25 protein-coding genes are annotated in these 25007 nt (G+C 60.2%); 16 read left to right on the top strand and 9 right to left on the bottom strand.

All coding sequences use genetic code 11. The annotated features are described in order from the left end of the window. The first annotated feature begins 50 nt into the window (after positions 1-50). From KVG87_RS19920 to KVG87_RS19910, 3 genes are read left to right on the top strand one after another with little or no spacing between them, the layout of a single operon-like run. Positions 51-1232 (top strand): amino acid ABC transporter permease, encoded by a 1182-nt coding sequence (locus tag KVG87_RS19920; RefSeq protein WP_217852221.1) that lies wholly within the window; start codon positions 51-53, stop codon positions 1230-1232. A 10-nt stretch (positions 1233-1242) separates the two neighbouring features. Continuing rightward, positions 1243-2337 carry an amino acid ABC transporter permease gene (locus tag KVG87_RS19915; protein ID WP_016771582.1) on the top strand — a complete coding sequence of 365 codons (1095 nt, stop codon included), beginning with the start codon at positions 1243-1245 and terminating at the stop codon, positions 2335-2337. A gap of 13 nt (positions 2338-2350) precedes the next feature. Continuing rightward, on the top strand, positions 2351-3115 hold the full coding sequence (locus tag KVG87_RS19910; protein ID WP_016771581.1) for an amino acid ABC transporter ATP-binding protein: 765 nt from the start codon (positions 2351-2353) through the stop codon (positions 3113-3115). Positions 3116-3171: 56 nt separating this feature from the next. Here the strand turns inward: KVG87_RS19910 and KVG87_RS19905 are convergent, their stop codons facing one another. Continuing rightward, complete coding sequence (locus tag KVG87_RS19905) at positions 3172-3657, bottom strand: type II TA system antitoxin MqsA family protein (protein WP_076565980.1); 486 nt, start codon at positions 3655-3657, stop codon at positions 3172-3174. Then, a complete protein-coding gene (locus KVG87_RS19900) occupies positions 3654-3965 on the bottom strand; it encodes a type II toxin-antitoxin system MqsR family toxin (RefSeq protein ID WP_076565982.1) in 312 nt (103 codons plus the stop codon). Before KVG87_RS19900 ends, KVG87_RS19905 begins: the two co-directional genes overlap by 4 nt. A gap of 166 nt (positions 3966-4131) precedes the next feature. Here KVG87_RS19900 and KVG87_RS19895 point away from each other — a divergent pair, with 166 nt between their 5' ends. The 5 genes from KVG87_RS19895 to KVG87_RS19875 all read left to right on the top strand — a co-directional run bounded on the left by KVG87_RS19895 (position 4132) and on the right by KVG87_RS19875 (position 8109). After that, positions 4132-4791 carry a FadR/GntR family transcriptional regulator gene (locus KVG87_RS19895; protein WP_076565984.1) on the top strand — a complete coding sequence of 220 codons (660 nt, stop codon included), beginning with the start codon at positions 4132-4134 and terminating at the stop codon, positions 4789-4791. Further along, the gene (locus KVG87_RS19890; RefSeq protein WP_217852219.1) at positions 4781-6085 is read left to right on the top strand and encodes a CynX/NimT family MFS transporter; all 1305 of its coding nucleotides are present in this window, start codon (positions 4781-4783) and stop codon (positions 6083-6085) included. The genes KVG87_RS19895 and KVG87_RS19890 overlap by 11 nt, the downstream gene beginning before the upstream one ends. Positions 6086-6275: 190 nt before the next feature. Further along, positions 6276-6746, top strand: coding sequence for a nuclear transport factor 2 family protein (locus tag KVG87_RS19885; protein ID WP_076565988.1), 471 nt, complete (start codon positions 6276-6278; stop codon positions 6744-6746). A gap of 40 nt (positions 6747-6786) precedes the next feature. Next, the gene (locus KVG87_RS19880; protein WP_217852217.1) at positions 6787-7089 is read left to right on the top strand and encodes a GIY-YIG nuclease family protein; all 303 of its coding nucleotides are present in this window, start codon (positions 6787-6789) and stop codon (positions 7087-7089) included. A gap of 84 nt (positions 7090-7173) precedes the next feature. After that, positions 7174-8109 (top strand): glutathione S-transferase family protein, encoded by a 936-nt coding sequence (locus KVG87_RS19875; protein ID WP_217852215.1) that lies wholly within the window; start codon positions 7174-7176, stop codon positions 8107-8109. Between the two features lie 118 nt (positions 8110-8227). Here KVG87_RS19875 and KVG87_RS19870 read toward each other — a convergent pair whose 3' ends face one another. Together KVG87_RS19870 and yejK are read right to left on the bottom strand one after the other, a co-directional pair. After that, positions 8228-8578, bottom strand: a complete 351-nt coding sequence (locus KVG87_RS19870; RefSeq protein ID WP_217852213.1) for a glutaredoxin family protein — start codon at positions 8576-8578, stop codon at positions 8228-8230. Continuing rightward, positions 8578-9582 (bottom strand): nucleoid-associated protein YejK, encoded by a 1005-nt coding sequence (yejK, locus tag KVG87_RS19865; protein WP_016771572.1) that lies wholly within the window; start codon positions 9580-9582, stop codon positions 8578-8580. Before yejK ends, KVG87_RS19870 begins: the two co-directional genes overlap by 1 nt. Positions 9583-9977: 395 nt before the next feature. Between yejK and KVG87_RS19860 the strand changes: the two genes are divergently transcribed. Continuing rightward, positions 9978-10259: an HU family DNA-binding protein gene (locus KVG87_RS19860; RefSeq protein WP_003221909.1), complete on the top strand. Its 282-nt coding sequence runs from the start codon at positions 9978-9980 to the stop codon at positions 10257-10259. A gap of 194 nt (positions 10260-10453) precedes the next feature. On the opposite strand, the gene rlmF is transcribed toward KVG87_RS19860, so the two are convergent. The 5 genes from rlmF to KVG87_RS19835 all read right to left on the bottom strand — a co-directional run bounded on the left by rlmF (position 10454) and on the right by KVG87_RS19835 (position 17068). Next, entirely contained in the window at positions 10454-11473 is a 1020-nt protein-coding gene (gene rlmF / locus KVG87_RS19855) for a 23S rRNA (adenine(1618)-N(6))-methyltransferase RlmF (protein WP_016771571.1), read from the bottom strand. A 233-nt stretch (positions 11474-11706) separates the two neighbouring features. Further along, positions 11707-14553 carry a valine--tRNA ligase gene (locus KVG87_RS19850; RefSeq protein WP_071174470.1) on the bottom strand — a complete coding sequence of 949 codons (2847 nt, stop codon included), beginning with the start codon at positions 14551-14553 and terminating at the stop codon, positions 11707-11709. A 128-nt stretch (positions 14554-14681) separates the two neighbouring features. Continuing rightward, on the bottom strand, positions 14682-15080 hold the full coding sequence (locus tag KVG87_RS19845; protein ID WP_217852211.1) for a DNA polymerase III subunit chi: 399 nt from the start codon (positions 15078-15080) through the stop codon (positions 14682-14684). Positions 15081-15088: 8 nt separating this feature from the next. Beyond that, the gene (locus tag KVG87_RS19840; protein ID WP_056783088.1) at positions 15089-15517 is read right to left on the bottom strand and encodes a DNA polymerase III subunit chi; all 429 of its coding nucleotides are present in this window, start codon (positions 15515-15517) and stop codon (positions 15089-15091) included. A 60-nt stretch (positions 15518-15577) separates the two neighbouring features. Beyond that, positions 15578-17068, bottom strand: coding sequence for a leucyl aminopeptidase (locus KVG87_RS19835; RefSeq protein ID WP_039759172.1), 1491 nt, complete (start codon positions 17066-17068; stop codon positions 15578-15580). Positions 17069-17364: 296 nt separating this feature from the next. Between KVG87_RS19835 and lptF the strand changes: the two genes are divergently transcribed. The 7 genes from lptF to recO all read left to right on the top strand — a co-directional run bounded on the left by lptF (position 17365) and on the right by recO (position 24984). After that, positions 17365-18486, top strand: a complete 1122-nt coding sequence (gene lptF / locus KVG87_RS19830; protein ID WP_016771566.1) for an LPS export ABC transporter permease LptF — start codon at positions 17365-17367, stop codon at positions 18484-18486. Beyond that, positions 18479-19540, top strand: a complete 1062-nt coding sequence (gene lptG / locus KVG87_RS19825; RefSeq protein WP_122601897.1) for an LPS export ABC transporter permease LptG — start codon at positions 18479-18481, stop codon at positions 19538-19540. Before lptF ends, lptG begins: the two co-directional genes overlap by 8 nt. Before the next feature lie 173 nt (positions 19541-19713). Further along, positions 19714-21510, top strand: coding sequence for a translation elongation factor 4 (lepA, locus tag KVG87_RS19820; RefSeq protein ID WP_016771564.1), 1797 nt, complete (start codon positions 19714-19716; stop codon positions 21508-21510). Between the two features lie 9 nt (positions 21511-21519). Further along, entirely contained in the window at positions 21520-22374 is an 855-nt protein-coding gene (lepB, locus tag KVG87_RS19815) for a signal peptidase I (protein WP_217852208.1), read from the top strand. Between the two features lie 169 nt (positions 22375-22543). Then, complete coding sequence (gene rnc / locus KVG87_RS19810) at positions 22544-23233, top strand: ribonuclease III (RefSeq protein ID WP_024011703.1); 690 nt, start codon at positions 22544-22546, stop codon at positions 23231-23233. Next, positions 23226-24128, top strand: a complete 903-nt coding sequence (era, locus tag KVG87_RS19805; protein WP_016771562.1) for a GTPase Era — start codon at positions 23226-23228, stop codon at positions 24126-24128. Before rnc ends, era begins: the two co-directional genes overlap by 8 nt. Positions 24129-24294: 166 nt before the next feature. Continuing rightward, on the top strand, positions 24295-24984 hold the full coding sequence (gene recO, locus KVG87_RS19800) for a DNA repair protein RecO (RefSeq protein WP_016771561.1): 690 nt from the start codon (positions 24295-24297) through the stop codon (positions 24982-24984). Positions 24985-25007: the final 23 nt, after the last annotated feature.

The following is a 25007-nucleotide window of genomic DNA, read 5'->3' as shown; positions in this document are numbered from 1 at the left end:
CGGGCCAACCGCCGGGTGATGTTCTTGTTCCATTTCTTCCGGGGCACTTCATGCAAAATTCAATCGGCGCACCAAAGCAGAGGCTCAGCCTCAGCGATCCACGAGTGCGTGCGTGGCTATTCCAGATCATCACCGTTGTGGCGGTGATCTCGCTTGGCTGGTACCTGTTCGACAACACGCAAACCAACCTTCAGCACCGGGGTATCACTTCCGGTTTCAGCTTTCTGGAGCGCAGTGCCGGGTTCGGCATCGCTCAAACCCTGATCGACTACACCGAAGCGGACAGTTATGCGCGGGTGTTTGTCATCGGCCTGCTCAACACCCTGTTGGTGACCTTTATCGGCGTGATCCTGGCGACGATTCTCGGTTTCATCGTCGGTGTAGCGCGGCTGTCGCAGAACTGGATCATTGCCAAACTGGCGACGGTGTATGTGGAAGTATTCCGCAACATTCCGCCGCTGCTGCAGATCCTGTTCTGGTACTTCGCGGTGTTCCTGACCATGCCGGGGCCGCGCAACAGCCACAACTTCGGCGACACCTTCTTCGTCAGCAGCCGTGGCCTGAACATGCCGGCCGCACTCGCCGCTGACGGCTTCTGGGCGTTCGTGATCAGCATCGTGCTGGCGATCATCGGCATCGTGCTGATGTGCCGCTGGGCCAACAAGCGTTTCGAAGAAACCGGCGTACCGTTCCACAAGTTCTGGACCGGCCTGGCAATTGCGCTGGTGATCCCGACCCTGTGCGCGCTGATCTTCGGCGCTCCGCTGCACTGGGAAATGCCCGAGCTCAAGGGCTTCAACTTTGTCGGCGGCTGGGTGTTGATCCCGGAACTGCTGGCGTTGACCCTGGCGCTCACCGTGTACACCGCAGCGTTCATCGCCGAGATCGTACGTTCCGGGATCAAGTCGGTCAGCCACGGCCAGACCGAAGCGGCGCGTTCGCTTGGCCTGCGCAACGGCCCGACCCTGCGCAAGGTGATCATCCCGCAAGCCCTGCGCGTGATCATTCCGCCGCTGACCAGCCAATACCTCAACCTGGCGAAAAACTCCTCGCTGGCCGCCGGCATCGGTTATCCGGAAATGGTTTCGCTGTTCGCCGGCACCGTGCTCAACCAGACCGGGCAGGCCATCGAAGTGATTGCCATCACCATGAGCGTGTACCTGGCGATCAGTATCAGCATTTCCCTGCTGATGAACTGGTACAACAAGCGCATTGCGCTGATCGAGCGGTAAGGAAAAGCGCATGAGTACTCATACTTTCAAACCCGACATGCCTCCACCGAACAGCAGCATCGGCGTGGTGGCGTGGATGCGCGCGAACATGTTCTCCAGCTGGCTCAACACCCTGCTGACGCTGTTTGCGTTCTACCTGATCTACCTCGTCGTGCCACCGATCCTCAGTTGGGCGATCGTCGATGCCAACTGGGTCGGCACCACCCGCGCCGACTGCACCAAGGAAGGCGCGTGCTGGGTGTTCATTCAGCAGCGGTTCGGCCAGTTCATGTACGGCTACTACCCGACCGAACTGCGCTGGCGCGTCGACCTGACCGTGTGGCTGGCGGTCATTGGCGCGGCACCGCTGTTCATCTCGCGGGTGCCGCGTAAAGCGGTGTACGGCCTGAGCTTCCTGGTGCTGTACCCGATCATTGCCTTCACTTTGCTGCATGGCGGTTTCGGAATGACCACCGTGCCGACCAGCCAGTGGGGCGGCCTGATGCTGACCCTGGTGATCGCCACGGTCGGCATCGCCGGAGCGTTGCCGCTGGGCATCGTGCTGGCGCTGGGGCGGCGTTCGAACATGCCGGCGATTCGTGTGGTCTGCGTGACCTTCATCGAGTTCTGGCGCGGTGTGCCGTTGATCACGGTGTTGTTCATGTCCTCGGTAATGCTGCCGTTGTTCCTGCCTGAAGGCATGAACTTCGACAAGCTGCTGCGGGCGCTGATCGGCGTGATCCTGTTCCAGTCAGCCTATGTCGCCGAAGTGGTGCGCGGTGGTCTGCAGGCGATTCCCAAAGGGCAGTACGAAGCGGCTGCGGCGATGGGCCTCGGTTACTGGCGTTCGATGGGCCTGGTGATTCTGCCGCAAGCCCTGAAGCTGGTGATCCCGGGCATCGTCAACACGTTCATTGCGCTGTTCAAGGACACCAGCCTGGTGATCATCATCGGTCTCTTTGACCTGCTCAACAGCGTCAAGCAAGCCGCCGCCGACCCGAAATGGCTGGGCATGGCCACCGAAGGCTACGTGTTCGCCGCCCTGGTGTTCTGGATTTTCTGTTTTGGTATGTCGCGCTATTCCATGCATCTGGAACGCAAGCTCGACACTGGCCACAAGCGTTAGGAGTTCTCTGTAAATGAGCGAAGCAATCAAAAAGCCTGTGGGTCCGGAAGGCATCATCCAGATGCAGGGCGTGAACAAGTGGTACGGCCAGTTTCACGTACTCAAGGACATCAACCTCAACGTCAAACAGGGCGAGCGCATCGTTCTGTGTGGCCCGTCGGGTTCCGGTAAATCGACCACGATTCGTTGCCTCAATCGTCTGGAAGAACACCAGCAGGGCCGCATCGTCGTCGATGGCGTGGAACTGACCAACGACCTCAAGCAGATCGAAGCGATCCGCCGCGAAGTCGGCATGGTGTTCCAGCACTTCAACCTGTTCCCGCACCTGACCATCCTGCAGAACTGCACCCTGGCGCCGATGTGGGTGCGCAAGATGCCCAAGCGCAAGGCCGAGGAAATCGCCATGCATTATCTGGAACGCGTACGCATTCCGGAGCAGGCGCACAAATATCCGGGGCAGCTTTCCGGCGGTCAGCAACAGCGTGTGGCGATCGCCCGCGCCTTGTGCATGAAGCCGAAAATCATGCTGTTCGACGAACCGACTTCAGCGCTTGATCCGGAAATGGTGAAAGAGGTTCTGGACACCATGATCGGTCTGGCCGAAGACGGAATGACCATGCTCTGCGTAACCCACGAAATGGGCTTCGCCCGCACCGTGGCCAACCGCGTGATCTTCATGGACAAGGGCGAAATCGTTGAGCAGGCGGCGCCGAACGACTTCTTTGATAATCCGCAGAATGATCGGACGAAGTTGTTCTTGAGTCAGATTTTGCATTGATGGTGGATGGGTAAAAAACAACCCGGCGATTTGCCGGGTTTGTTTTTTTTGGGCGCTCAGGAAGCACTGAGAGATTGGCGCTTTGCGTGCTCGATGAACGTAAATGCTCCTCTCAAGTCAGCGCCTTCTGCCAAGACTCTGGCATCCGCCAGCAAGTGTGGGTAGCGATCCAGCAAACGCATGAGCAGCATTAACGCCTTCGGCGGCAGTACCTCGCCGCGTTCGTAGCGTGAAAAGGCATTGTGTCCACCGCCGGACAGCAATTGCACCGTTTCCTTTTGTGTCAGATGCAGTTTCCGGCGAATTTTTTTCATTTCATTGCCGATCATTCTTCTGCTGGCGATAACGAGCTCATCGCATGCGTCCGAGTAGCGCTGCCCGCACACTTCATCGAGTTCGACTTCTCCGCACTTCTGGCACTCCCAGCCCGACAGATCCTCAACTCGACGCTCCATTCCCTTTACGCTCACCGTTTCGCCTCGACCTTCGAAATGCACCATTCCTTCAGATGCACCGCAACTGAAGCACTGTTGCGTATTCATGATTTGTTCTCCTTGAAGGAGATCACGGGCGGGCGTCTGTCGCTGTGATATGACACCTTTATGTAAATCTCCAGACCATGTGAATTGATGTGATAGACGTCCTGCCAAATACGGTGGTTGTCATAGGTCGTCATCGACTTGTAGAGCATGTTGCGCTGCAGCATGCAAACGACTTCCTGCATCTCTGCAAGCGTAAGCTCCATGTCGGAACCGGTTCTTCTTGCTGTGTGCGTAAATGCTCTCCAGCCTAATCTCCTGACATCCGCCTTGATCACCGCCAAGTCGTAATGGGGTGTGTTCTTTTCCATAAGAAGCCAAAACCCTGTCCCTGAAATTACCCTTAAAGGGTAATTTTGACCAATCGAAAATGCCGCTTCATGTGTCTCCGATTGACCCTAGGTGGTTGCCGTCCTACATGGGTCTGACTAACATGTCGGAAAATTCATCCTATGATTGGATGAAAGGGTGAGGCACATGTCAGACATTTCCCCTTTGATCAAGCGATCCCTAGTCGATCAGGCTTTGGATCAACTGCGTCAACGCATCAACAGCGGCGCGTGGCAGGTCGGCGAGCGTCTGCCGACCGAGCCTGAGCTGTGCGCCGAGCTGGGCATCAGCCGCAATACAGTGCGTGAGGCGATGCGTGTTCTGGCGTTCTCGGGATTGATCGAAATTCGCCAAGGCGACGGCAGTTATCTTCGGGCGGTGGTCGACCCGCTCGACACACTTAAAGCGCTATCCCGCTGTTCGCTGGAGCAGGCCCGGGAGACCCGGCACATCCTCGAAGTCGAGGCCATCGGCCTGGCGGCGTTACGTCGTACCGATGAGGATCTGGCGGCGCTGCGTGAAGCGCTCGGCACCAGCGGCAGCCACTACCACGGCGATCTCGACACCTATATCGCCTGCGATCTGGTGTTCCATCGCCGACTGGTCGACGCCGCGCACAACCCGACCCTCAGCGAGCTGTATCGCTATTTCTCCAGCATTGTCGGCGCGCAATTGCGCCAGACCTTGAATATCTCCCCGCGCCGTCAGGAAGTGTTCGATCTGCACATCGACTTGCTCGATGCGGTCGAGCAACGCGACCCGGAACGGGCCAAAGCCTTGTCGAGGCAGTTGATCAATGAACCTTGAAACCGAGAAATCCATGTCCCGCAGTGAGTTATCCACAGCGTCGAAGCGCTCCGCCGAACTTGAAGAACTGCTGATCGATGCCGAGGCTGATGACGAGCAGGTCCAGCAAAGCCACCCATTGGTAAAACGCCCGTGGCTGTTGCTGCTCGGGTTGATTCTGGTGGCGCTGAACCTGCGCCCGGCGTTGTCGAGCATGGCGCCATTGCTCAGCGAGGTCTCCAGAAGCCTCGGGCTGTCTGCGGCGCAGGCGGGATTGCTGACCACGTTGCCAGTGCTGTGCCTGGGCTTGTTCGCACCGCTGGCGCCGATTCTGGCGCGGCGTTTCGGTGCCGAGCGCGTGGTGCTGGGGATTCTGCTGACGCTGGCCGGCGGGATTATCCTGCGCAGCAATTTCGGCGAGATCGGCCTGTTCGCCGGCAGCGTCCTTGGCGGCGCCAGTATCGGCATCGTCGGCGTGCTGTTGCCGGGCATCGTCAAGCGCGACTTCGCCAAACACGCCGGGACCATGACCGGCGTCTACACCATGGCGCTGTGCCTGGGCGCGGCGATGGCGGCGGGTTCGACCGTGCCGCTAAGTGAACACTTCGGCAACAGCTGGGCGATGGGCCTGGGCTTCTGGGTGATTCCGGCATTGGTGGCCGCGGTATTCTGGCTGCCACAAGTCGGCTCCAAACATGGCGCACACAACGTCGCCTATCGCGTGCGCGGGTTGCTGCGTGATCCGCTGGCCTGGCAGGTGACCTTGTACATGGGCCTGCAATCGTCGCTGGCCTACATCGTGTTTGGCTGGTTGCCGTCGATCCTCATCGGGCGCGGGCTGACACCGACTCAGGCCGGGTTGGTGCTGTCCGGTTCGGTGATCATTCAACTGGCCAGTTCGCTGGCCGCGCCGTGGCTGGCGACCCGGGGCAAGGATCAGCGCCTGGCGATCGTCGTGGTCATGGCGCTGACCCTGGCCGGCCTGTTCGGCTGCCTGTACTCACCGATCGAAGGTCTGTGGGGCTGGGCGATTCTGCTCGGGCTGGGGCAGGGCGGCACGTTCAGTCTGGCCCTGACCCTGATCGTCCTGCGCTCGCGCGATTCCCATGTCGCGGCGAACCTGTCGAGCATGTCGCAGGGTTTTGGCTACACCCTGGCGTCCATGGGGCCGTTTGCCGTGGGCGTGGTGCATGACTGGACCGGTGGCTGGAATGCTTTGGGCTGGATCTTCGGCATTATCGGTGCCGGTGCGATCCTCGCCGGGCTGGGTGCGGGGCGCGCGTTGTATGTGCAGGTGCAAAGCGAAAAGCTCTGAATGCACTGGGTGCAAATGTGGGAGCGAGCCTGCTCGCGAAAGCGGTGTTTCGGTCAACATAGATGTTGAATGTTGAATTGCCTTCGCGAGCAGGCTCGCTCCCACAAGGGTTTTGCGTATTGCGGATAGTGTTTCTGCGCGCGGCAGATTATGGTGCTGGCAATCTGTACCTATTTCTTTGGAGATTGCCTTGAGCGAAGCCCATAGCGCCCTGATCACCCGCTTCTACCAAGCCTTTCAGCGCCTTGACGCCGAAGCCATGGCCGCCTGCTACACCGATGATGTGGTCTTCAGCGATCCGGCCTTCGGCGAGTTGCGCGGGCGCGATGCCGGCGACATGTGGCGCATGCTGACTACCCGCGCCAAGGATTTTTCCCTGACTTTTGACAATGTCCGCGCCGACGAGCGCACCGGCGGCGCACACTGGGTCGCGACCTACCTGTTCAGCCAGACCGGCAACATCGTCATCAACGATATCCAGGCGCGTTTCGTATTCCGGGACGGCAAGATCTGTGAGCACCACGACCACTTCGATCTGTGGCGCTGGTCGCGCCAGGCGTTGGGTTTCAAAGGCCTGCTGCTGGGCTGGACGCCGCTGGTGCGCAACGCCGTCCGCGCCCAGGCGCGCAAGGGACTGAAGGCATTTCAGGCCGGGCGCTGATAAGATCGCCGCCTGTTTTCCTACACGTTCAGATCCCGAAGTGACCAGTCTTAGCGAACAATCCGTCGATGCTGCCGAGCCAGTGAGCAAATCCTGGTTCGTCTACCTCGTGCGTGCCGCCAATGGCTCCTTGTACTGCGGAATCAGCGACGACCCGGTGCGGCGTTTCGCCAAGCACCAGAGCGGCAAGGGCGCGCGGTTCTTTCTCTCCAGCCCGGCGATGGCGTTGGTCTACATCGAACTGTGCCGCGACAAAAGCGATGCTTTGCGCCAGGAACGGCTGATCAAGAAGCTGCGCAAGAGCGCCAAGGAATGCCTGGTGGCGTCTTATCAATCTGACTGATTGGTTCCCATCAGGCAGATCTGTAGGCTGCTAATCAAATGCACGCTAAGCTGCGGGCTCACTATCTGAGCGGCGGAGCCGAGCATGTCCGAGTTGATTCTGCACCATTACCCGACCTCTCCATTCGCCGAGAAGGCGCGCCTGCTGCTGGGTTTCAAAGGCCTGTCCTGGCGTTCGGTGCATATTTCCCCGGTGATGCCAAAGCCGGATCTGACGGCGTTGACCGGTGGCTATCGCAAGACTCCAGTGTTGCAGATCGGTGCTGACATCTATTGCGACACCGCACTGATCGCTCGACGCCTGGAACAGGAAAAAGCCCTGCCGGCGTTCTTCCCCGAAGGTCAGGAAATGACCAGCGCCAGTTTTGCGGCGTGGGCCGATTCGGTGGTGTTCCAGCACGCTGTGAGCCTGGTGTTCCAGCCGGAATCGGTGGCGGTGCGTTTCGGCAAATTGCCGCCGGAAGCGATCAAGGCATTTCTGGCCGACCGCGCCGGTTTGTTCAGCGGTGGCAGCGCCACGCGTCTGTCCGCCGAGCAGGCCAAACATCAGTGGCCGACGATCATGGCGCGGCTGGAGCAACAGTTGCAGCGCGAGCAGGGCGACTTCCTCTTCGGCGAGCCATCGATTGCCGACTTCGCCCTGGCGCATCCGCTGTGGTTCCTCAAGGCGACCCACGTCACGGCGCCGCTGGTGGATGAATATCCGGCGGTGGCGGCGTGGCTGGGTCGAGTGTTGGGGTTCGGCCATGGCGCAGCGAGCGAGATGTCTTCCGCCGAGGCACTGGAGGTCGCGCGTAACGCGACGCCAGCGGCATTGCCGGATGAGCGGTTCGTTGATCCGAACGGCTTCAAGACGGGACAGCAAGTGGCAATTGCCGCTATCGATTACGGCGTTGATCCGGTGGTGGGCGAGCTGCTGTTTGCTGGCAGTGAAGAGCTGATCATTCGCCGTGAAGACGAACGTTGCGGCGTGGTGCATGTGCACTTTCCGCGTTTTGGGTTCCGTATCGAAGCGCGCTGATTTATCCAGTCAGCTGCAAAACCTGTGGGAGCGAGCCTGCTCGCGAAGACGATGGATCATTCGACATTGTCGTTGGCTGATGCAGCGCTTTCGCGAGCAGGCTCGCTCCCACAGTTGATTATTTCAGGGCAGCGAGGATTTCGTCTGGATCAAATCCGCGAATCAACGTGCCGTTCACATCGATCAGCGGAATCCCGCGCCCACCCAGTGCCTCATACGCCTTGCGCGCATCGGCATCCTTCTCGATGTCGAACTCCTTGAACGGTATGCCCTTGCTGTCGAGAAAGCGTTTGGTCTGTTTGCAGTAGCCGCACCAGTCGGTGGCATAGAGCACGACATTGGCCTGCGCCCGCGTCTGCTCCGAGACCATTTGCGAGGGGTTGAACACCCGCTCGATCTTGCCCCAGTTCTGATACACCACGACCACCAGCAGTACCAGGGCGACTTTTTTCAGCACATTGCCAAGCATCAGTTACGCCGCTTCAGCTGGTCGGTCAGCGAAGTCGGCAGGCCTTTGATGATCAGGGTGCCGTTCTCTTCGTCGTACTCGATCTTCGAACCCAGCAGGTGCGCTTCGAAGCTGATCGACAGGCCTTCGGCGCGGCCGGTGAAGCGGCGAAATTGATTGAGGGTGCGCTTGTCTGCCGGGATCTCCGGCGACAGGCCGTAGTCCTTGTTGCGGATGTGGTCGTAGAAGGCCTTCGGGCGTTCTTCGTCGATCAGTTCCGACAGCTCCTCAAGGCCCATCGGTTCGCCGAGCTTGGCCTGGCTGCTGGCGTAGTCGACCAGGGTCTTGGTCTTCTCGCGGGCCGAGTCTTCCGGCAGGTCTTCGCTCTCGACAAAGTCACTGAAGGCCTTGAGCAGCGTGCGCGTCTCGCCGGGGCCGTCGACACCTTCCTGGCAGCCGATGAAGTCGCGGAAATACTCCGAGACCTTCTTGCCATTCTTGCCCTTGATGAACGAGATGTACTGCTTGGACTGCTTGTTGTTCTGCCACTCGGAAACGTTGATCCGCGCGGCCAGATGCAACTGGCCAAGGTCGAGATGGCGCGAGGGCGTCACGTCGAGCTCGTCGGTCACCGCCACGCCTTCGCTGTGGTGCAGCAGGGCGATCGCCAGATAGTCGGTCATGCCTTGCTGATAGTGGGCGAACAGCACGTGGCCACCCACCGACAGGTTGGATTCTTCCATCAGCTTCTGCAGATGCTCGACCGCCACTTTGCTGAATGCAGTGAAGTCACGGCCGCCGTCCATGTACTCCTTCAGCCAGCCGCTGAAGGGGAACGCGCCGGATTCCGGATGGAACAGGCCCCAGGCTTTGCCCTGTTTGGCGTTGTAGCTTTCGTTGAGGTCGGCGAGCATGTTTTCGATGGCTGCGGACTCGGCCAGTTCAGAGTCACGGGCGTGCAGAACTGCGGGCGTGCCGTCGGGTTTTTTGTCGATCAGGTGGACGATGCAATGACGGATCGGCATGGGCTTCTCGGCTGTTGGAAGGGAGGAGGGCAGGCTCCCCCGAAAAAGCGCTCAGTGTACCGCAACCACTGGTTTTGGCGCGGGTTGCAGGGCAAAACCGGGGCGCGCGCCCGGCCTTAAGCGGTTTTTTACCGATTTAGCGCAATAAAGCTGACCAAATGGGTAGCTAGAGGCGGATATTTCCTTGTCGCTGTGCTAGTTTTGCCCGGTCTTACGCGAAGTCACTGCGTTAAGCGTGCATTCAGCATTTGTCAGGTCGAACCAAACCCTGATTTCGGCATCTATAACCCGACTCGTCGTGGTTATCGCCGAGGGTGCCAGATCCAGAAGATCGGGCTCGATGGCTGACACTGCACTCTGCAATCCATATGAATTTGATAGGGAAGGAACACTACATGGCTCTTACTAAAGACCAACTGATCGCCGACATCGCTGAAGCTATCGACGCGCCGAAAACCACCGCGCGTAACGCTCTGGACCAACTGGGCCAAATCGTTGCCGATCAGCTGGAAAACGGCGGCGAAATCACCTTGCCAGGTATCGGCAAGCTGAAAGTGACCGAGCGTCCTGCCCGCACCGGCCGTAACCCTTCGACTGGCGCTGCCATCGAAATCCCTGCAAAGAAAGTGATCAAGCTGGTTGTGGCCAAAGGCCTGACCGACGCTGTGAACAAGTAAGACGCAGCGATAAAAAAAACCGTGCTTCGGAGTGATCCGGGGCACGGTTTTTTTGTGTCTGTGATTTGACGGTCAAGTCGCGGGCAAATGTGGGAGCGAGCCTGCTCGCGAAAGCGGTGTGTCAGTCGATATTGAAGCTGACTGACACGCTGCCTTCGCGAGCAAGCTCGCTCCCACAGGGGATCTGCTGTGTCTTAGCGAACCCAGCGCTCACGCCGCCAGATCTGCTGCTCGGACTTGGTCTGGAAGGTCCAGGCGACAAAGCGGCTCTGCTTCTGCCCCTGCGACATCTCCACGACCTGGCTCTCCAGCACGCCAGCCTTCTTCAGTGCCGTCTCGATGGCCGGCAGGTTCGAGGCCTTCGACACCAGCGTGCTGAACCACAACACCTTGTGCTGGAAATTCGCGCTCTCGGCAATCAACTGCGTCACGAAGCGTGCTTCGCCGCCTTCACACCACAGCTCCGCCGATTGCCCACCGAAGTTCAGCACCGGCAGCTTGCGTTTCGGGTCGGCCTTGCCCAAGGCGCGCCATTTGCGCTCGCTGCCCTTGGTCGCTTCTTCCATCGAAGCGTGGAACGGCGGGTTGCACATGGTCAGGTCAAAACGCTCGCCAGGCTCCAGCAAGCCGATGAGGATGTGCTTGCGGTTTTCCTGCTGGCGCAGCTGGATCACTTTGCTCAGATCATTGGACTGCACGATGGCTCGCGCCGCCGCCACGGCTGTCGGGTCGATCTCCGAGCCGAGGAAGTGCCAGCGGTATTCGCTGTTGCCAATCAGCGGATACACGCAGTTTGCGCCCATGCCGATGTCCAGCACATTGACGATCGCGCCGCGCGGCACTTTACCGTCGTTCATGCTCGCCAGCAGGTCGGCGAGAAAGTGCACGTAATCGGCACGCCCCGGAACCGGAGGGCAGAGGTAATCCGCCGGGATATCCCAATGCTGAATGCCGTAGAACGCCTTGAGCAGTGCCCGATTGAACACACGTACTGCGTCGGGGCTGGCGAAGTCGATGCTTTCCTTGCCGTACGGGTTGGTGATCACGTACTTGGCCAGTTCCGGCGTGGTCTTGATCAGCGCCGGAAAGTCGTAACGACCCTGATGGCGATTGCGCGGATGCAGGCTGGCCTTCTCGCGCGGCTCGACGGCTTTGCTCGGGGACGCGGCGTCAGGCTTCTTGCGCGCAGGTTTGGGTGTGCGGGGGGCGGTCATGGGCGTGGTCGATTCGGGTATGGCTGAAAGTGGCGGGCATTGTCCCACATCTGAAGGCAACACCGTTCAAACTGTGGGAGCGAGCCTGCTCGCGAAGGCGGTTTCACATCCGGCAGATTTGTCGGCTGACTCAGCGCTTTCGCGAGCAGGCTCGCTCCCACAGGGGACTCAAGGTTTTGCAGGAATAAAAAAAGGAGGCCACTTGGGCCTCCCTTTTTCACTGCGATTTGCCGTTACAGACTGGCAATCCGCGCATGTTGCTCGGCCAGTTTGCCCAGGGCCTGTTCGGCCTCGGCCAGTTTGGCGCGTTCCTTCTCGATGACTTCGGCCGGAGCCTTGTCGACGAAACCTGCGTTGGACAGCTTGCCGCCAACCCGCTGGACTTCGCCCTGCAAACGCAGGATTTCCTTGTCCAGACGCGCCAGTTCGGCGCCCTTGTCGATCAGACCGGCCATTGGCACCAGCACTTCCATCTCGCCCACCAATGCGGTAGCGGACAGCGGTGCTTCTTCGCCAGCGGCGAGTACGGTGATCGATTCCAGACGCGCCAGCTTCTTCAGCAGCGCTTCGTTCTCGGTCAGGCGGCGCTGGTCTTCAGCGCTGACGTTCTTCAGGAAGATCGGCAGTGGCTTGCCCGGGCCGATGTTCATCTCGCCACGAATGTTGCGCGTGCCGAGCATCAGTTCCTTGAGCCATTCGATGTCGTTTTCCGCCGCCGGATCGATGCGCTCCTCGTTGGCCACCGGCCAAGGCTGCAGCATGATCGTTTTGCCCTGAATACCGGCCAGCGGCGCGATACGCTGCCAGATTTCTTCAGTGATAAACGGCATGAACGGATGCGCCAGACGCAGCGCCACTTCCAGCACGCGCACCAGCGTACGGCGAGTGCCGCGCTGACGTTCGACCGGCGCGTTCTCGTCCCACAGCACAGGCTTGGACAGCTCCAGATACCAGTCGCAGTATTGGTTCCAGATGAACTCGTACAGCGCTTGCGCGGCGAGGTCGAAACGGAACTGATCCAGTTGGCGGGTCACTTCGGCTTCGGTGCGTTGCAGCTGCGAGATGATCCAGCGATCTGCCAGCGACAGCTCGTAGGCTTCGCCGTTCTGGCCGCAGTCTTCGCCCTTGTCCAGAACGTAACGCGCGGCGTTCCAGATCTTGTTGCAGAAGTTGCGATAGCCTTCGACGCGACCCATGTCGAACTTGATGTCGCGACCGGTCGAGGCCAGCGAGCAGAACGTGAAGCGCAGGGCGTCGGTGCCGTAGCTTTCGATGCCATTGGCGAACTCTTCGCGGGTGGCTTTCTCGATCTTCTTCGCCAGTTTCGGTTGCATCAGGCCCGAGGTGCGCTTCTGCACCAGGGTTTCCAAATCGATGCCGTCGATGATGTCCAGCGGGTCAAGGACGTTGCCCTTGGACTTGGACATCTTCTGGCCCTGGCCGTCGCGTACCAGGCCGTGTACGTACACAGTCTTGAACGGAACTTGCGGCGTGCCGTCTTCGTTCTTCATCAGGTGCATGGTCATCATGATCATCCGGGCAACCCAGAAGAAAATGATGTCGAAACCGGTGACCAGCACGTCGGTGGAGTGGAATTTCTTCAGGAACTCGGTCTGCTCAGGCCAGCCCAGGGTCGAGAAGGTCCACAGGCCGGAACTGAACCAGGTGTCGAGTACGTCGTTGTCCTGTTGCAGCGCAACGTCCGGGCCGAGGTTGTGCTTGGCACGCACTTCGGCTTCGTCGCGACCGACGTAGACTTTGCCTGACTCGTCGTACCAGGCCGGAATCCGGTGGCCCCACCACAGCTGACGGCTGATGCACCAGTCCTGGATGTCGCGCATCCACGAGAAGTACATGTTTTCGTACTGCTTGGGCACGAACTGGATGCGACCGTCTTCAACGGCAGCAATCGCCGGCTCGGCCAGAGGCTTGGTCGATACGTACCACTGGTCGGTCAGCCACGGCTCGATGACCGTGCCGGAGCGATCGCCTTTCGGCGTTTTCAGGTTGTGATCGTTGACACTCACCAGCAGGCCGGCGGCGTCGAACGCGGCGACGATCTGCTTGCGCGCTTCGAAACGCTCAAGGCCGGCGAACTCGGCCGGAATCTTGCCGTCGATGCTCTCGTTCAGCGTGCCGTCAAGGTTGAACACCTGCGCGGCAGGCAGCACGTTGGCGTTCTTGTCGAAGATGTTCAGCAGCGGCAGGTTGTGGCGCTTGCCGACTTCGTAGTCGTTGAAATCGTGGGCCGGGGTGATTTTCACGCAGCCGGTGCCGAATTCAGGGTCGCAATAATCGTCGGCGATGATCGGGATGCGCCGGCCAACCAGTGGCAGCTCGACGAATTTGCCGATCAGCGCTTTGTAGCGCTCGTCGTTCGGGTTAACCGCGACGGCGGAGTCGCCGAGCATGGTTTCCGGACGAGTGGTGGCGACGATCAGGAAGTCATCGCCCTCGGCGGTTTTTACACCGTCGGCCAATGGGTATTTCAGGTTCCACAGGAAACCTTTCTCTTCGTGGTTTTCCACTTCGAGGTCGGAAATCGCCGTGTGCAGTTTGGTGTCCCAGTTGACCAGACGCTTGCCGCGGTAGATCAGGCCGTCTTCATGCAGGCGCACGAAGGCTTCCTTGACCGCTTCCGAGAGGCCGTCGTCCATGGTGAAGCGCTCGCGGCTCCAGTCGACGGACGAGCCGAGGCGACGGATCTGCCGGCTGATGTTGCCGCCAGACTGATCTTTCCATTCCCAGACTTTTTCGAGGAATTTTTCCCGGCCCAGATCGTGACGATTCTGGCCCTGGGCTTCGAGTTGGCGCTCCACCAGCATCTGCGTGGCGATACCGGCGTGGTCGGTACCCGGCTGCCACAGGGTGTCGCGACCCTGCATGCGGCGGAAACGGATCAACGCGTCCATGATCGCGTTGTTGAAGCCGTGACCCATGTGCAGGCTGCCGGTGACGTTCGGCGGCGGGATCATGATGGTGTAGGACTCGCCCGCGCCTTGCGGGGCGAAGTAGTTCTCGGACTCCCAGGTCTTGTACCAGGAAGTTTCAATGGCGTGCGGCTGGTAGGTCTTATCCATGCGCGGCGGGACCCTATTGGCATTTATTCAGGAAAAGCCGGGAAGTATAGCCGTGGGGGCAGCCACAAGCCACAAGCTGCAAGCTTCAAGAGGAGCGCGGCGGATTTGCTTTGGCTTTGGCTTGCACCTTAAAGCTTGCCGCTTGCAGCTGCGGCGAGCAGCCGCTCCATCCGCGCATCGAGGCGACGTTTGATTTCGGTTTCGATGTGCGGGGCGAAGTCGTCGATCACGTCTTGCATGATCAATTGCGCGGCGGCGCGCAGCTCGCTATCCAGGTGCAGCAAGGCGTCCGGGCCTTTATCAACCTGTGCGGCAGCCGGTGCAGCCGGCGGCTCTGGTGGCGGCTCGACGGCCGCCGGCTGGTTGCCGACGGAGTCGAACAGCATTGGAATCTGTTCCTGTTCGCTCTCATCGACCGTATCGGTCAACAGCGGCGGTTGCAGGTTGTCATCGCCGAGCAACTGGCGGATCGATTCGAGATCGTCCAGCAGGTGTGCGGATTTCTGTTGCGGTTTCGGAGTGTCCATTGGAATGCTCAGAGTCGCTGTAAACGGTGGTCTTGCAGAGAATAGCCCTGTTCGCGGTAGAAACGGAAACTCTCCCGCGCCGCTGCGCGGATGGTCGGATCTTCCACCACCACTTCCGCCACGCGGGCGAATTTGCTGGCGAAGGCCGGGACTTTCAGATCGAGATTGACCAGCAGATCCTGGTGCTCACCGCAGTCTGCCCCGTGTCCCAGCACGATCAAACCGTCGGGCTCACTGTCGGCAGGGCCGTGAGGCACGAAACTTTCGCCCTTGAATGCCCACAGCCGCGCATCGAGATCGTCACGTTGGGCCGCATCGCTGCAATGCAGGTAGATGCGATGGCCCATGCGCCAGGCTTTCTCGGTGAGCTTGCAGGCGAAATCCAGACGCGCTGAAGGATCGGCGCTGGGCAGGATATAGAAGTCGACTTTGGTCATTGCGGTTCCAGAGCGGCAAGCGGCGTCACCCGAAAGTGACGCCGCCGCCCATCAGCGGTGTCAGGCTTTGGCGCGATCGAGCAGGTACTGGGTCAGCAGCGGAACCGGACGGCCAGTGGCGCCCTTGTCCTTGCCGCCGCTGGTCCATGCCGTGCCGGCGATGTCCAGGTGCGCCCAGTTGAGGTTCTTGGTGAAGCGCGACAGGAAGCAGGCGGCAGTGATGGTGCCGGCCTTCGGCCCGCCAATGTTGGCGATGTCGGCGAACGGGCTGTCCAGCTGCTCTTGATACTCATCGAACAGCGGCAGTTGCCAGGCGCGGTCATCGGCAGCCTTGCCGGCGCTGAGCAACTGGTCGATCAGTTCGTCGTTGTTGCCCAGCAGGCCGGACGTGTGTGCGCCCAAGGCAACTACGCAAGCACCGGTCAGGGTGGCGATGTCGATCACCGCTTGTGGCTTGAAGCGCTCGGCGTAGGTCAGTGCATCGCACAGCACCAGACGGCCTTCAGCGTCGGTGTTGAGGATTTCCACGGTCTGGCCGCTCATGGTGGTGACGATATCGCCCGGCCGCGAAGCATTGCCGCTCGGCATGTTTTCGGCGCAGGCGAGGATGCACACCAGATTGATCGGCAGTTTCAGCTCAAGCACTGCGCGCAAGGTCCCGAACACGGAGGCAGCGCCGCCCATGTCGTATTTCATCTCGTCCATGCCGGCGCCCGGCTTCAGGCTGATGCCGCCGGTGTCGAAGGTGATGCCCTTGCCGACCAGCGCGTATGGCTTCTCGGATTTCTTGCCGCCGTTGTATTGCATGACGATCAGGCGCGGCGGCTGGGCGCTGCCCTGGCCCACGGCGTAGAACGAGCCCATGCCGAGGGATTTGATCTTCTTCTCGTCGAGTACTTCGACTTTCAGATCCTTGAACTCTTTGCCCAGGTTCTTGGCCTGTTCGCCCATGAAGGTCGGGTGGCAGATGTTCGGTGGCAGGTTGCCCAGATCGCGGGTGAAGGCCATGCCATTGGCAATCGCGGTGGCGTGATTCACGGCGCGCTGCACTTCGGCTTGCGCAGCCTTGATGGTCAGCAGAGTGATTTTCTTCAGGGCGCGCGGTTCGGCTTTCTGGCTCTTGAACTGGTCGAAGGTGTAGCCGCCGTCGACCAGGGTTTCTGCCAGCAGGCGAGTCTTGCCGTAGCTGTCGCGACCTTTGACGATGACTTCATCCAGCGCCAGCACGGCATCACCGCCGCCCAGGCCTTTGAGGGTGTTGAGGATGCCGGCAACGATTTTGCGGAACGGACGGTCGCCCAGTTCTTCGTCCTTGCCCACGCCGACCAGCAACACGCGCTCGGCTTTCAGGTTCGGCAGGCTGTGCAGCAGCAGGCTCTGACCGACCTTGCCGGCCAGGTCGCCACGCTTGAGCACGGCGCTGATCGCGCCACCGCTCGACTCGTCAACCAGTCTGGCGGCGACACCGAGTTTGCGGCCTTCGCCGACGGCAACCACCAGGGTGGCGGTTTTTAACGTTTCTGGGCTAACGCTTTTTACAACCAGTTCCATGTCCGGATCCCTGAATGAATGGTCAACACGCAGGCGTTCGACGCTGTCCGCAGTCGCCTGCTTATAGATAGAAGAGGCGCAGGCCAAAGCCTGCGACAAGGGCCGCAGTTTGAACCTCGCTCCCCGCGCCTGACAACCCTCAGCAAAGGATTACAGCGATGGATGAGTGTGCGCAGTGACAGGCGCACCCAATCACAGGATAATGCCGCATCTTTTTTCGACCGCTCTGCATGGCGGGCCGGTCGATGTGTTTGCTTGTTTGGCCGCCTTAGCCTGACAACCCTGGAGTGTCTGGTTTGATCGTCTTCCGTTATCTGTCCCGCGAAGTCCTGTTGACCCTCAGCGCCGTAAGTGCCGTGCTGCTGGTCATCATCATGAGCGGTCGCTTCATCAAATACCTGGCGCAGGCTGCGGCCGGTCAGCTCGATCCGGGCTCGCTGTTCCTGATCATGGGCTTTCGTCTGCCGGGTTTCCTGCAACTGATTCTGCCGCTGGGCCTGTTCCTCGGGATCCTGCTGGCCTACGGTCGCCTGTACCTCGAAAGCGAAATGACCGTGCTCTCGGCCACCGGCATGAGCCAGCAAAAGCTGTTTCGCATGACCCTGTTTCCGGCAACGCTGGTGGCACTGGTGGTGGCGTGGCTGAGCCTCGGCCTGGCTCCGCAGGGCGCCAACCAGTTTCAGCTGCTGCTGAACAAGCAGGACGCGCTGACCGAGTTCGATACCCTCGAACCGGGACGCTTCCAGGCCTTGCGTGACGGTACTCGGGTGACTTACACCGAAACCCTGAGCGACGACCGCGTCAATCTCGGCAGTGTGTTCATCTCGCAGAAGAACCTCGGCGCCGATAAAAAGGACCGCGGGATTTCCGTGCTGGTGGCCGAGTCGGGCCGTCAGGAAATCCGCCCCGATGGCAATCGCTACCTGATCCTCGATAACGGTTACCGCTATGACGGCAGCCCCGGGCAGGCCGATTACCGCGCCATTCATTACGAAACCTACGGCGTGCTGCTGCCCAAGCCGGACGTCAGCGAAGAAGTCACCGACCGTGACGCGATGCCGACGTCGTCCCTGTGGGGCAGCGACGACATCCGTTCGAAAACCGAACTGCAATGGCGTATGTCGCTGCCGTTGCTGGTGTTCATCGTGACCCTGATGGCGGTGCCGCTGTCGCGGGTGAATCCGCGTCAGGGGCGTTTTCTCAAGCTGCTGCCGGCGATTCTTCTTTATATGGCTTACCTGACCATCCTGATTGCCGCTCGCGGCGCCCTTGAAAAAGGCAAGATCCCGCCGGCCCTCGGCCTGTGGTGGGTGCACGCGATCTTCCTGGTGATCGGCCTCGGCCTGCTTTATTGGGAGCCGCTGCGCCTGAAGCTGGCCAGCCGTCGCAGCGCCGCGCTGGAGGTGGCCCGTGGTTAAACTCGACCGCTACATCGGCAGCAGCGTATTCATGGCGATCATCGCCGTGCTGGCGATCATCCTCGGCCTGGCGACGCTGTTTGCCTTCATCGATGAAATGGGCGACGTCAGCGATACCTACACCCTGGTCGATGTTCTGAGCTTTGTCTTGCTGACCGCACCGCGCCGGCTCTATGAAATGCTGCCGATGGCGGCATTGATCGGCTGCCTGATCGGTCTCGGCAGTCTGGCCAGCAGCAGTGAGCTGACGGTCATGCGCGCTGCTGGCGTATCGATCGGCCGTATCGTCTGGGCCGTCATGAAGCCGATGCTGGTGCTGATGCTCGCCGGCGTGCTGATTGGCGAATACGTCGCCCCGGCCACCGAAAGCATGGCCCAGGCCAATCGCTCGCTGGCCCAGGGCAGCGGCGATGCGCAAAGCGCCAAGCACGGTATGTGGCACCGTCAGGGTGAAGAATTCATCCACATCAACGCGGTTCAACCGAACGGTCTGTTGTACGGCGTGACGCGTTATCACTTCGACAAGGAGCGCCATCTGCTCAGCTCCAGCTTCGCCAAAAAGGCCGAGTTCGACGGCAGCAAGTGGCAGCTCACCGACGTTGCCACCACGCTGTTCCATGAGCGCAGCACCGAGGTCGTCAATGCCCCGAGCGAGGAGTGGGATGTGGCGTTGAGCCCGCAGCTGCTCAGCACCGTGGTCATGGCGCCGGAATCGCTGTCGATCAGCGGTCTGTGGGGCTACATCCACTATTTGGCCGAGCAAGGCCTGAGCAACGGCCGTTACTGGCTGGCATTTTGGGTCAAGGTGTTGCAGCCGCTGGTGACCGCCGCGCTGGTGCTGATGGCGATCTCGTTCATCTTTGGCCCGCTGCGTTCGGTGACCCTTGGTCAGCGGGTCTTCACCGGTGTGCTGGTGGGCTTCACCTTCCGCATCGTCCAGGATCTGCTGGGGCCATCGAGTCTGGTGTTCGGTTTCTCGCCGCTGTTTGCGGTGCTGGTGCCGGCCGGCGTGTGTGCGCTGGCAGGCGTCTGGCTGCTCAGACGCGCGGGCTGATGAACAAGCTTTCATTCAGCGCTTGAACCCTGAAAACGCCTCGGTCGCCAGACCGGGGTGTTTTTGCATGCGATCCGGGTGACAGGCGAACGTGACGCTTGCGCCGTGTATCAGGTACAATTCCCGGCTATTTTTCGGCGGGCCAAGCCTGCAGCCTTTTTGAGTGTTGATCCGTGAGTGATTTGAGTCATATCCGCAATTTCTCCATCATCGCCCACATTGACCATGGCAAGTCGACGCTGGCTGACCGTTTCATCCAGATGTGCGGCGGCCTGGCCGAGCGTGAAATGGAAGCCCAGGTACTGGATTCCATGGATCTTGAGCGTGAACGCGGGATCACCATCAAGGCCCACAGCGTTACCCTCTATTACAAAGCCAAAGACGGCATCACCTATCAGCTGAACTTCATTGACACCCCGGGCCACGTCGACTTCACCTATGAAGTCAGCCGTTCCCTGGCGGCGTGCGAAGGCGCCTTGCTGGTGGTCGATGCGGGGCAGGGCGTAGAAGCCCAGTCCGTGGCCAACTGCTACACCGCCATCGAGCAGGGCCTGGAGGTCATGCCGGTCCTGAACAAGATCGACCTGCCACAGGCCGAGCCGGATCGCGTCAAGGACGAGATCGAGAAGATCATCGGCATCGACGCCACCGACGCCGTCACCTGCAGCGCCAAGACCGGCCTGGGTGTCGACGAAGTGCTCGAGCGTCTGGTGCACACCATTCCTGCGCCGACCGGCAACATCGAAGATCCGCTGCAAGCGTTGATCATCGACTCCTGGTTCGACAACTACCTGGGCGTTGTTTCCCTGGTACGTGTGCGCCACGGCCGTGTGAAGAAGGGCGACAAGATTCTGGTCAAGTCCACCGGCAAGGTGCACCTGGTCGACAGCGTCGGCGTGTTCAACCCGAAACACACCGCCACCGTTGATCTGAAGGCCGGCGAAGTGGGCTTCATCATCGCCAGCATCAAGGACATTCACGGTGCGCCGGTCGGTGACACCCTGACCCTGAGCTCCACGCCGGACGTTCCGGTGCTGCCGGGCTTCAAACGCATTCAGCCACAGGTTTACGCCGGTCTGTTCCCGGTCAGTTCCGACGACTTCGAGGATTTCCGCGAAGCGCTGCAGAAGCTGACCCTGAACGACTCGTCGCTGCAGTACACCCCGGAAAGCTCCGACGCCCTGGGCTTCGGCTTCCGTTGCGGCTTCCTCGGCATGCTGCACATGGAAATCATCCAGGAGCGCCTCGAGCGCGAATACGACCTGGACCTGATCACCACCGCGCCGACCGTAATTTTCGAGCTGGTGCTGAAAACCGGTGAAACGATTTACGTCGACAACCCGTCGAAGCTTCCGGACGTGTCGGCGATCGAGGACATGCGCGAGCCAATCGTGCGCGCCAATATCCTCGTGCCGCAGGAACATTTGGGCAACGTCATCACCCTGTGCATCGAGAAACGCGGCGTTCAGGTCGACATGCTGTTCCTCGGCAATCAGGTGCAAGTCACCTACGACCTGCCAATGAACGAAGTGGTCCTGGACTTCTTCGACCGTCTCAAATCCACCAGCCGCGGCTATGCTTCGCTGGACTACCATTTCGATCGTTACCAATCGGCTAATCTGGTGAAACTGGACGTGCTGATCAACGGCGACAAGGTCGATGCCCTGGCATTGATCGTGCACCGTGACAATTCGCACTTCAAAGGTCGCCAGTTGACCGAGAAGATGAAAGAACTGATTCCTCGTCAGATGTTCGACGTGGCGATTCAGGCCGCCATCGGTGGTCAGATCGTGGCGCGGACAACCGTCAAGGCGCTCAGAAAGAACGTATTGGCCAAATGCTACGGCGGTGACGTCAGTCGTAAGAAGAAGCTGCTCGAGAAGCAGAAGGCCGGTAAGAAACGCATGAAACAGGTCGGCAACGTGGAAATTCCACAGGAAGCCTTCCTCGCCGTGCTCAGGTTGGAATAATCAGGTCCTATGTCGCTAAATTTCCCGCTGTTGCTGGTCATCGCCGTGTTCGTCTGCGGCCTGTTGGCGTTGATTGATCTGCTGTTCCTGGCACCGCGTCGGCGGGCTGCCATTGCCTCTTATCAAGGCAGTGTCAGCCAACCCGAGCCTGTGGTGGTCGAGAAGCTGAACAAAGAGCCGCTGCTGGTTGAATACGGCAAGTCGTTCTTTCCGGTGCTGTTCATCGTGCTGGTGCTGCGTTCGTTCCTGGTGGAGCCGTTCCAGATTCCGTCCGGCTCGATGAAACCGACCCTGGACGTCGGCGACTTCATTCTGGTGAACAAGTTTTCCTACGGCATCCGTCTGCCGGTGATCGACAAGAAGATCATCGAAGTCGGTGACCCGCAGCGCGGCGATGTGATGGTGTTCCGCTACCCGAGCGACCCGAACGTCAACTACATCAAGCGTGTGGTGGGCCTGCCGGGTGACACGGTGCGTTACACCGCCGACAAGCGTCTGTTCGTCAACGGTGAGTCGATCGCCGAGAAGATGGCCGGCGCCGAAGCAGGTTCGCTGGGCAGCGCGGAGCTCTATCAGGAAAAACTCGGCACAGCCGAGCACCTGATCCGCAAGGAAATGAGCCGCTACCGCGCCACTCCGGATCGTTCGTGGACAGTGCCTGCCGGGCACTACTTCATGATGGGCGACAACCGCGACAATTCGAACGACAGCCGCTACTGGGATGATCCGAACATTCCCAAGGATCTGCTGGGCATGGTTCCCGACAAGAATATTGTCGGCAAGGCCTTCGCGGTCTGGATGAGCTGGCCAGAGCCGAAACTCAGCCACCTGCCGAATTTCTCGCGGGTCGGCCTGATCAAGTAATCAAACACGGCGCTGTTGACCACAGCGCCGAATGCATTTCTGGAGCCGGCACAATCGGCTTCGCAATCGCCAGGATCTATTTTTTGAACACAGCGTTAATTGTCCCAGGCCTGCGCCGTACCCCGGCGATGGCAGTGGAAACCAGCCACGAACTCAGCGTGGGTAAACCGTGAGCGTTTCTCTAAGCCGTCTCGAGCGCCAGCTCGGTTACACCTTCAAGGATCAGGAGCTGATGCTGCTGGCCCTCACGCACCGCAGTTTTGCCGGGCGCAACAACGAGCGTCTGGAATTCCTCGGTGATGCCATCCTCAACTTCGTCGCTGGCGAGGCGCTGTTCGATCGCTTCCCGCTGGCCCGCGAAGGCCAGTTGTCGCGTTTGCGCGCACGGCTGGTAAAAGGTGAGACCCTGGCCGTACTGGCTCGCGGCTTCGACCTCGGTGATTATCTGCGCCTGGGTTCGGGTGAACTGAAGAGCGGTGGTTTCCGCCGTGAATCGATTCTGGCCGATGCCCTCGAAGCATTGATTGGCGCGATCTACCTCGATGCCGGCATGGACGTCGCCCGCGAGCGCGTACTGGCGTGGCTGGCCGGCGAATTCGAAGGCCTGACGCTGGTCGACACCAACAAGGATCCGAAAACCCGCTTGCAGGAACACCTGCAATCGCGCGGTTGCGAACTGCCACGCTACGAAGTGGTGGATATCCAGGGCGAACCGCACTGCCGAACCTTCTTCGTCGAATGCGAAGTGGTCTTACTGAATGAAAAAAGCCGAGGTCAGGGTGTGAGCCGTCGTATTGCCGAACAGGTAGCGGCCGCCGCAGCACTGATTGCCCTAGGCGTGGAGAATGGCAATGACTGATACAAACGCAACTCGCTGTGGCTACGTTGCCATCGTCGGCCGTCCCAACGTCGGCAAGTCGACGTTGCTCAACCACATCCTCGGGCAAAAACTCGCGATCACCTCGCGCAAGCCGCAGACTACCCGCCACAACATGCTCGGGATCAAGACCGAGGGCGACGTCCAGGCGATCTACGTCGACACTCCGGGCATGCACAAGGGTGGCGAAAAGGCCCTGAACCGTTACATGAACAAAACCGCTTCGGCGGCGTTGAAAGACGTTGACGTGGTGATCTTCGTCGTCGACCGCACCAAGTGGACCGACGAAGACCAGATGGTGCTCGAGCGTGTGCAATACGTGACCGGCCCGCTGATCGTCGCGCTGAACAAGACTGATCGCATCGAGGACAAGGCCGAGCTGATGCCGCACCTGAGCTGGTTGCAGGAACAGCTGCCGAACGCGCAGATCATCCCGATTTCCGCGCAGCACGGGCACAACCTCGAAGCGCTGGAAAAGGTCATCGCCGATCACCTGCCGGAGAATGATCACTTCTTCCCGGAAGACCAGATCACCGACCGCAGCAGCCGTTTCCTTGCCGCCGAACTGGTGCGCGAGAAAATCATGCGCCAGATGGGCGCCGAGCTGCCGTACCAGATCACCGTCGAAATCGAAGAGTTCAAGCAGCAGGGCAAGACCCTGCACATCCACGCGCTGATTCTCGTCGAGCGTGACGGCCAGAAGAAAATCATCATTGGCGACAAGGGCGAGCGCATCAAACGCATCGGCACCGAAGCGCGCAAGGACATGGAGCTGCTGTTCGACTCCAAGATCATGCTCAACCTGTGGGTCAAGGTGAAGGGCGGCTGGTCCGATGACGAGCGCGCGCTGCGTTCGCTGGGTTATGGCGATCTGTAAGTAGCGATCTCGAAAACACCGCTACTCACTGTGGGAGCGAGCCTGCTCGCGAAGAGGATGTAACATTCAGCATTGATGTTGACTGTCACTCCGCTTTCGCGAGCAGGCTCGCTCCCACAGTGGTTTTGGGTTGTATGTAAAACCGCGTTTCTTCATCGAGAACTCAATGTCGCAAAACCCGCCTCCCGCCCAACCCGCCTACGTCCTGCATTCGCGTGCCTATCGCGAAACCAGCGCATTGGTCGATTTCCTTACGCCGCAGGGTCGGCTGCGGGCGGTGTTGCGCAGTGCGCGGGGCAAGGCCGGGACGCTGGCGCGGCCGTTCGTGGCGCTGGAGGTCGAGTTCCGTGGCAAGGGCGAGCTGAAGAATGTCGGGCGTATGGAGAGCTCCGGCACCTCGGCGTGGCTCAATGGCGAAGCGCTGTTTAGCGGCCTCTATCTCAACGAGCTGTTGATTCGCCTGTTGCCGGCCGAAGATCCGCATCCGGCAGTGTTCGATCATTACGCCGCGACCTTGCTGGCGCTGGCCGAAGGTCGACCACTGGAGCCATTGTTGCGCTCCTTCGAATGGCGTTTGCTGGATGATCTCGGCTACGGCTTCTCAATGAACACCGATATGCACGGCGAGCCGGTCGCGCCTGACGGTCTCTATCGCCTGCAAGTCGATGCCGGTCTCGAAAGGGTGTATCTGCTGCAGCCAGGCCTGTTCAACGGTACCGAGCTGCTGGCCATGGCCGAAGCCGACTGGTCGGCGCCCGGTGCGCTGTCGGCGGCCAAGCGTCTGATGCGCCAGGCCCTGGCGGTGCATTTGGGCGGGCGTCCGCTTGTCAGTCGCGAGCTGTTTCGCAAGCCCTGATATGCTGTGCGCCGAACCTCTCA

It is taken from the genome of Pseudomonas siliginis (genome assembly GCF_019145195.1).
Lineage (GTDB): Bacteria > Pseudomonadota > Gammaproteobacteria > Pseudomonadales > Pseudomonadaceae > Aquipseudomonas > Aquipseudomonas siliginis.
Note: the sequence above shows the minus strand (reverse complement) of the source record. Positions and strands in the feature narration are given on the sequence as shown.